Annotated in this window: 5 protein-coding genes, 4 tRNA genes and 1 pseudogene; 9 read left to right on the forward strand and 1 reads right to left on the reverse strand. The window is 38.7% G+C overall.

What is annotated here, in order from left to right; translation table 11 throughout:
• Positions 1 to 384: 384 nt before the first annotated feature.
• Complete coding sequence (locus J3L16_RS15400; protein WP_207613957.1) at positions 385 to 1,416, reverse strand: sensor domain-containing diguanylate cyclase; 1,032 nt, start codon at positions 1,414 to 1,416, stop codon at positions 385 to 387.
• 347 nt (positions 1,417 to 1,763) lie between these two features.
• On the opposite strand from J3L16_RS15400, the gene J3L16_RS15405 reads away from it, so the two are divergent.
• The 9 genes and pseudogenes from J3L16_RS15405 to J3L16_RS15445 form a co-directional block, all read left to right on the forward strand.
• Positions 1,764 to 4,262: a PHP domain-containing protein gene (locus J3L16_RS15405; RefSeq protein WP_207613958.1), complete on the forward strand. Its 2,499-nt coding sequence runs from the start codon at positions 1,764 to 1,766 to the stop codon at positions 4,260 to 4,262.
• A gap of 30 nt (positions 4,263 to 4,292) precedes the next feature.
• Positions 4,293 to 5,339, forward strand: a complete 1,047-nt coding sequence (gene murB, locus J3L16_RS15410) for a UDP-N-acetylmuramate dehydrogenase (RefSeq protein WP_347564696.1) — start codon at positions 4,293 to 4,295, stop codon at positions 5,337 to 5,339.
• The gene (gene birA, locus J3L16_RS15415) at positions 5,336 to 6,295 is read left to right on the forward strand and encodes a bifunctional biotin--[acetyl-CoA-carboxylase] ligase/biotin operon repressor BirA (protein WP_207613961.1); all 960 of its coding nucleotides are present in this window, start codon (positions 5,336 to 5,338) and stop codon (positions 6,293 to 6,295) included. Before murB ends, birA begins: the two co-directional genes overlap by 4 nt.
• Positions 6,276 to 7,016, forward strand: a complete 741-nt coding sequence (locus J3L16_RS15420; protein WP_207613963.1) for a type III pantothenate kinase — start codon at positions 6,276 to 6,278, stop codon at positions 7,014 to 7,016. Before birA ends, J3L16_RS15420 begins: the two co-directional genes overlap by 20 nt.
• A gap of 91 nt (positions 7,017 to 7,107) precedes the next feature.
• Positions 7,108 to 7,183: transfer RNA gene (locus J3L16_RS15425), tRNA-Thr, on the forward strand.
• Between the two features lie 9 nt (positions 7,184 to 7,192).
• A tRNA-Tyr gene (locus J3L16_RS15430) sits at positions 7,193 to 7,277 on the forward strand.
• A gap of 33 nt (positions 7,278 to 7,310) precedes the next feature.
• A tRNA-Gly gene (locus J3L16_RS15435) sits at positions 7,311 to 7,385 on the forward strand.
• Between the two features lie 9 nt (positions 7,386 to 7,394).
• A tRNA-Thr gene (locus J3L16_RS15440) sits at positions 7,395 to 7,470 on the forward strand.
• 92 nt (positions 7,471 to 7,562) lie between these two features.
• Positions 7,563 to 7,639 (forward strand): annotated as a pseudogene (locus tag J3L16_RS15445) (elongation factor Tu); the annotation flags it as partial.

A 7,639-nucleotide genomic window follows, 5' to 3' on the forward strand; every position in this document is an offset into this window, starting at 1 on the left:
TGAGGTTACCCAGGGTAGAATAGATACCTCAAGACTCTTATTCTCTCGAAAGAGAAGCCTAAAAGCCTAAGCTAACGCTGGGGCTTATTGTTTGTTGTTGGAAATTGTACTCGATTACCCGTGTGACTTTGTCGTTTACCTGCATTATCAAACAAAGAATTAATTAATATTTATTTAAATTCATATGAGAGTTTTGATTATAAAAAAGTACCTAAACACTAATATCTAAAGTTATTCATAGTGCTTACTTATAGAGTAATAATGAATAGGCATTAGGGAAACCTGCTGTTGATTGGGGTTGCGTTGAAATGAACCCCAATGCCAAAATTTCAGCCATCGTATAGGTGATATATGAACGGCGCGTCAAACGACTATTAAGTTAACTTATTTAATAACGATTTTGTTTTTTCCTTGTTGCTTTGCTATTAGTAAGGCGTCATCCGCGTCTTTGATTAACTGCTCCTTTGTGTCACCATAACTAGGCAATGTCTGAGCAATACCGATGCTTACTGTAATATTTACTTCTGCACTTAATCCAATATCTTCAAAGGTTATGCCTTTAATCGCATTTAATAGATTTTCAGCGAACCTAGTCGCAATGTTACTAGCACTTCGTGGAAGTAATACAATAAACTCTTCACCCCCGTAACGAGTAGCAAAAGAATCAGATGTAGGTAAATGGGTTGACACAATTTTGCTGATTTTCTTTAGGCATTCATCGCCGTTTAGATGCCCATATTTGTCATTAAATTTTTTAAAGTAGTCTACGTCTATCATTAACAATGAAATTGGCTCTTTTTCTTCTATACAGGTTTGCCAAAGTGCTCCGTATTGGCTGCTAAATGCTCGTCTATTGAATAGCTCTGTAAGAGTATCTATGTTGGCGAGTTTTTGTAATTTTTGTTGCTTAACTTTATGAACAGTTAAATCATGCAAGATTGCGATAAGATGAATACCGTTATTTTGGTTTTTAATACTTGTAATACTTAAATCTATATCGGCGATATGACCGTCATTACACGCAAACTGAACTTCTTTAGGGCCATGGTTTATCGTGTCTGAGGGCATACAACTACAACCTTCAAATAAAGAAATATATTCCCTACGAGATTCGCTTGAAATGATATCGGTCATATTCCTTGTGTATAGATGATTTTTTGTTGTGGAGAGCAGTCGGCAAGCTGAGATATTTGCTTTCAAAATTCTTCCGCTAGGTGATAGGACTAAAGCAGCTACATTTAATGCATCTATTGTCATCGATAGTGTAATGCTGTCTGTATCTGAGATGTCAGCGTTAAGACTTCTTAAGCTTTCAACTTTATCGGACTTCGAGGCGTTTCTCGGCTTATTTCGCTTTTCAGCCCAAAAGTTTTTAGTACTGCTTACTACACCTAGACCCATAATCTTAATCACCATTTTGACATGTTGAATGAATATTAAATTATGTTCACTTAGATTACCTTCCGATATCCTTCTGGATTAAACAGTTGAAATATATGATTTATTTTTGAATTCTGGTAGGGGTAAAAAACCTAGTTAAGAATGAATTAGATGGTGAAAGGGCGCGTTTTTTCTGTTGGATTGGAGTAAACCAAAGGTTGTTATATTTTCTTAGTTGCTTAGCTGATGAATCTTGGCGCTACAAAGCTAAAATCTATTACGACGTAAATTATTCCCTCTTGAAGTAAGTTTAACGCTAAACTGATACATAGTGCGTTATTTGGCCCGCTTTTAGTTTCTTCCAATCATAATTTATGAAAATCATGTTCAAAAAACTGTTCCTACTATTAATCGTCATTTTACCCTGCTCTATCCTCTTCGCTGGTCTTCAGTCGTTTTCGTTGGTGGTAGAAAAAGCTGCAATATCGACAAGTGAAATAAAGCTGGCTAGAGATGTTATAAAAAAGGTAGAAAGTGCGTTTATTTCTAACAATAAATCCATCGACATTACGGTGAGTGACACGGAGTTAGAAGCGATTTCTAAAATGGGCAGCAATTTGATGGCTAATAGTCGAGTGTTGGTTTCAACGTCAGACCATGGTGTTGTTTTAGCTGCATCAACAAAAGTAATCGAACGTTTTCCTTTTTATTTAAATGCAAGTTGCTTTCTGTCAACAAAACAAACAACAGCTGAATTATATAATTGTAAATTGGGCCATATTCCAATGCGTGGGCGCTGGGTTAAATGGCTTAGTATGAACTTAGTGTCTCATCTGTTCGGTAATGAAGTGGCTGCAAATGTTAATGACGTGCTTGACCAATTACATCATGCAGATAAAGAAATAAGGTTGATTGGCGAAAAGCAGGTGATGAAACCACAACAACTGAGAGCTTCATTGCAAAAAATAGGTCAGCTTGCACAAATTATTCAACACCAAAAGCTGGTAAACGTCAGTTCAATAGACGCCTACCTCGAAGAACTTAACAAGTATAGTTATTCAGAATTGGCGCCTTACATGAAACACTTGTTTATCTTAGCTAAAAAACGTTCTAAATCACTTAATCCTGTGGATGAGAATACCGCCATTCTCTGGGCATTGGCGATACAGTTTGGAGATTCAAGTTTTTCTTCTATGGCAGGTATAAATTATAACAAAGGCTATGTGAGGCTTCCTACTCTACGAGGACGGGGGGATTTAACTCAGCATTTTTTATATTCCGCTATTCTGGGGCAGTTAGGACATGAATTTACTGTGCTTGCTGTGGGCGAAACGAAAGAGTTGTTGGATTCGCTGAAAGGAGGAACCGGTTTTAGTTTTTCAGATTTAGCAGCCGATAAAGCAGGGCTTGCGTTTTCTAATTTTATTACTGGTAATGAAGCTAAAGCTTATAAAGCGCAAAAGGTACTCGCTAATTCGAATATTGAAGATGCATTTTTTCCTTTTATTCATGATTTGCCAGATGGTTTGAAAGACGAAGATTATGACCGAATAATCGGGACAGTTGGTTCTAAAAGTTATCGTTTTGTCGAAGATGAAATTAATAAGAGAATTGATAACTTAGTTTTGTATAACAATAAAAAGCTCAAGGCGGTGAACGACATTTATTGGCAGGCACCGTTAAGAAATAAAATTTCTCTTTCTTGGTATAAGGTGGATACCCATGTACATAGTCAATTTTCTACAGGAAGAAATAGCATTAATACATTGGCTGAAAAAGCCGTAGAGTTCGGCTGTGATGCCATAGCGGTTACCGATTATGGTCATAGTTTTTTGCGTGCTGGTCAACAAAATCACTATTTGAAGTTACTAGAGGGAGCAAAAAAAATGAATCCTGACGTAACTATAATGGCGGGGTTAGAATGGAACATTCCACCATTTAGAGGGAAAGAGCAAGCGACGATAATTTTACCTTACTCAAAGGACGAGACTGAGCTTCTAGCAGATTTTGCCCTTAGATTCGACCAAGGTAATCACTACAGTCAAGATTTACTTTCTCCAAAATTCGCATTTAAATGGTTAGAGGCGTTAGCAGAAAAATATAATATTAAGCCTTTAATACTGTACAACCACCCAAACAAAAAAAATGCTCAACAACGAGAAAACGAACACGACATCGAGTATTGGCGAGAATTGAGCTCTAATCTTGTTAGCTTTTCCGGCTCACCTGGTCGTCAAAAACTAAAAGGCAGGAATGGAAATGGATATAGATATAGAGAAATTCAAACTGAAAATGGTTGGGATCCTTCAATATCGCAAGTAGGTGGAGAATGGGATCGCTTGCTACAAAAAGGTTATAAAGTTTGGGGTGCTAGTGCCAGCTCTGAATTTACTAATGAAGACAAAGATTACTGGCCGTGTGAATATTCATCCACTCATATTCAAAGTGAATCTGCTAGCCAAAATCATATTTTAGCGGCTTTCCAAGCCGGGAGATATTGGGGGCAACAAGGTAACTTCGTTAAAAACCTTTCGTTTAGCGTTAGTACGAATAGTGGCAGTGTTGTTATGGGCCAGGTGGCAAAGGTAGATTTTGATGAGTTAGTTAATATTAACTTGTCTGTAGAACTAAATTTATTTGATTGGCAATCTGAGCTCTCCGATCTAGATGAGGTAGAGCTGATTGTTATTACCGACGAGCGTATCGACGCCATTAAGTTAGATACAGTTAAAATGATGGGGAATACAGCAGTGATATCAATGCCTTTTTTTATTAATTCTGAAAACACTGTATTTAGGTTTAGAGGGAGTCATATTAATTTGGCCGATCAGACCATGATGTTCTACACCAATCCAATAAAGTTAGTATCTAGGGTTAACTGAATTACATTTTTGCGGTAATCACTGTTGTAAGTGACACAAATTAAATACAATGGCGAAAATAGCCAAACAGATCTAATCGTGCACTCTTTAAAACAATGTCATTCATTCGGCTTTAATGCCCATTGCAATCAATTCCTTAAACTCGATTGCGAATCTATGCTGCCTACTCTTCTCAATGACTTAGGTTCAGAGCCGATTGTGTTTTTAGGTGAGGGAAGCAATTGTATTTTCGTCGACGATTACCAAGGCTCCATAGTTAAAATAGAGCTCAAAGAAAAATCTGTATCTAAGAGAAACAACAGTACTCTGGTTCGCGTTGGTGCAGGAGAAAATTGGCATGAGTTTGTTACTTGGTGCTTAGGGCAACAGTTTTACGGTTTAGAGAACTTGGCGTTAATACCCGGAACTGTAGGCGCAGCGCCAATTCAAAATATTGGTGCTTATGGTGTCGAAGTTGAAAAATTTATCGAAAGCGTTGAAGTATTCGATTTAGATTTAAAACAATCTCGTACTATAGGGCATGGTGAGTGTGATTTTGGGTATCGCACTAGCGTATTTAAAACAACGCTTACTGGGAGAGTTGTGGTAACGGCGGTTAATTTTTGTTTTCCAGAAAAATGGCATTCAGTGACATCTTATGGTGAATTGAAAGCCCTCGAATCTCCTTCGCCAAAAGCCATTTTTAATGAAGTTGTGAAAATACGGCAAAAGAAATTACCTGACCCTAAAGATGTGGGCAATGCCGGAAGCTTCTTTAAAAACCCCGTGATTGATTTGGTTTGCTTTCATAATATTCAGAAAAATCATCCTGAAGTTCCACACTTTCCAGTGAATGATACCCATGTAAAAATCCCCGCTGCTTGGTTAATTGACAAGGCTAATTTTAAAGGGCAGACGAGAGGAGGCATTCAGTGTCACCCAAATCATGCATTAGTATTAACCAACTTCAATAATGGCACAGGGCAAGAGCTACTGGATTTTGCCAGAGAGATTGTGGATACCATTAACACTCAATTTAATGTTGCCCTTGAAAACGAAGTAAGGCTGATAGGTCGACATGGGTTAGTGACTTTATGAAGGCGAACAATGATATTCGAAATTCACTGCTGCACACTTTGTCATCAGGAGAGTTTTGCTCTGGCCAACACTTAGCAGAACACCTCGGAGTAACTAGAGCGGCCATATCGAACCACGTAAAAGCCCTACAAGCATTAGGGTTAGATATTTTTTCATTGCAAGGAAAGGGGTACCGATTATCACAACCCCTGTCTTTATTGTGTGAAGAAACAATTCAATCACAAACCAAGGGTAACCTGATAATAAATAGTGTGGTTGATTCCACTAATCAAGTTATTAAAGATAAACACAAGGAACTACCTCAAGGTTCAGTCTGTTTAGCTGAGTGCCAAACAGCAGGTAGGGGACGAAGAGGCAAGGTATGGCAATCGCCTTTTGGTGCCAATTTGTATTTAAGCATGCTTTGGCGTTTTGATTCAGGTTACCAAGCTCTGGATGGGTTGAGCTTAGTTATTGGACTTGCGGTCAGCAATACACTAGAGCAACTTTATGGCCTAAGTGCTCAACTAAAATGGCCCAATGATGTATATGTAAACAACAAAAAGCTTGGCGGCGTGTTAGTTGAGGTAGAAGGGCAGTTTGGTGGTGCCTGTTCTACCATTATTGGAATAGGGCTTAATGTTGCAATGCCTAAACAAATTGATATCGATCAACCTTGGGTCGATTTAACGCAAATATTACCTCACGCTATTAATCGCAACGAATTAGCGAGCACCCTCATCAATACCTTAAGAGATACCATTGCTGAATTTGAAAAAAAGGGCTTTTCTGGTTTTGTCGCACCATGGCAAAAGAAAAATGTATTTGCAGAAAGACAAGTCAATTTAATTAATGGCAAGCAGGTCATTTCAGGTATTTGCGTTGGTATTGACGAACGAGGTGGCTTGTTACTGAAACAAGAAGATAAAGTAACAGCGCATTATGGAGGAGAGATCAGTGTCAGAAGTGCTGAATGATGATCGCGTTGCTTTAATTGATATTGGCAATTCTACTATTAAAGTGTCTGTTTTATCTGATCCAGCGAGTTTAGTTTTTCATTGTAAAAAAATAGAAGAGCTATGTTGTTGGCTTTTAACTAAGCAATTTTTAACGTCTATTTATTGTGCCAATGTTAGAACAAAAGAATCTTTAATTCCTTTGGAACGTTTTTGTGATGAAAAAAACATCGCTTTATCCGTTATCGCAACAGGAAAAGAATTTGCGGGCCTAAAAAACAGTTATCAAAATGAATCAAATATGGGGGTTGATCGTTGGTTATCCATGTTGGCCTGTACAAAATTAACGCAATCGCCTTTTGCCGTATTAATGTTTGGCACTGCAATTACCTGCGATATTGTCGCAAATGGTCAACATTTAGGCGGTTGGATCATTCCAGGAAGAAAATTAATGCAAGATGCATTGACTAAAAATACAGCAAGAGTGTTCTGCGAACAGTCAAATGCACAAAATTTAGACGTTGGACAATCCACACCTGACTGTGTTGATACTGGGTGTTTTGCTGCTGCTTTAGGGGTTATAACTATGGCAGAAAGCTATCTTTGTTCAAGGTTTAAACAAAAAAGCATTTTTTTAACGGGAGGAGACAAAAAAGTGCTGACAGCAGTAAATCGTAGTGCTATATTCCGCGTCGAAAATTTGGTGCTACAGGGGTTAACCTGTTACGCCAAGCCCAGTTAACTGAGTGCTTTTCAATTAGATAAAATTTTTTATCAAAATGTGTTGCACCGGTTACAGCATTCATCTAGAATGCGCACCCACTTGATGCAGTGCCGGCTTAGCTCAGTTGGTAGAGCAACTGACTTGTAATCAGTAGGTCGCCAGTTCGATTCCGGCAGCCGGCACCATCAATCTCTGGAGGGGTACCCAAGCGGTCAACGGGAGCAGACTGTAAATCTGCCGGCTCAGCCTTCGCAGGTTCGAATCCTGCCCCCTCCACCACTTTCTTTGAGGTGGATTTGAGAATTAGGATATGCGGGCATCGTATAATGGCTATTACCTCAGCCTTCCAAGCTGATGATGCGGGTTCGATTCCCGCTGCCCGCTCCAAGACTCAGTGCTGATATGGCTCAGTTGGTAGAGCGCACCCTTGGTAAGGGTGAGGTCGGCAGTTCGAATCTGCCTATCAGCACCATTTCTCCCCAGCTCATCGTTTGTGAATATAATTTAAGTTACACATATTTTATTTTTAAGCTTTGATGCACCTAGCATTAGGAAACGAGAGAAATGGCAAAAGAAAAGTTTGAACGCACAAAACCCCATGTCAACGTAGGTACAATTGGACACGTTGACCATGGTAAAAC

Origin of the sequence: Alteromonas sp. 5E99-2 (assembly GCF_017368475.1) — a bacterium.
GTDB lineage: Bacteria > Pseudomonadota > Gammaproteobacteria > Enterobacterales > Alteromonadaceae > Alteromonas_F.

Excerpts from the sequence above, each read along its gene's own strand:
- birA (WP_207613961.1), top strand. The coding sequence starts at position 5,336 with ATGAAGGCGAACAATGATATTCGAAATTCACTGCTGCACACTTTGTCA.
- J3L16_RS15400 (WP_207613957.1), bottom strand. The coding sequence starts at position 1,416 with ATGGTGATTAAGATTATGGGTCTAGGTGTAGTAAGCAGTACTAAAAAC.
- J3L16_RS15405 (WP_207613958.1), top strand. The coding sequence starts at position 1,764 with ATGTTCAAAAAACTGTTCCTACTATTAATCGTCATTTTACCCTGCTCT.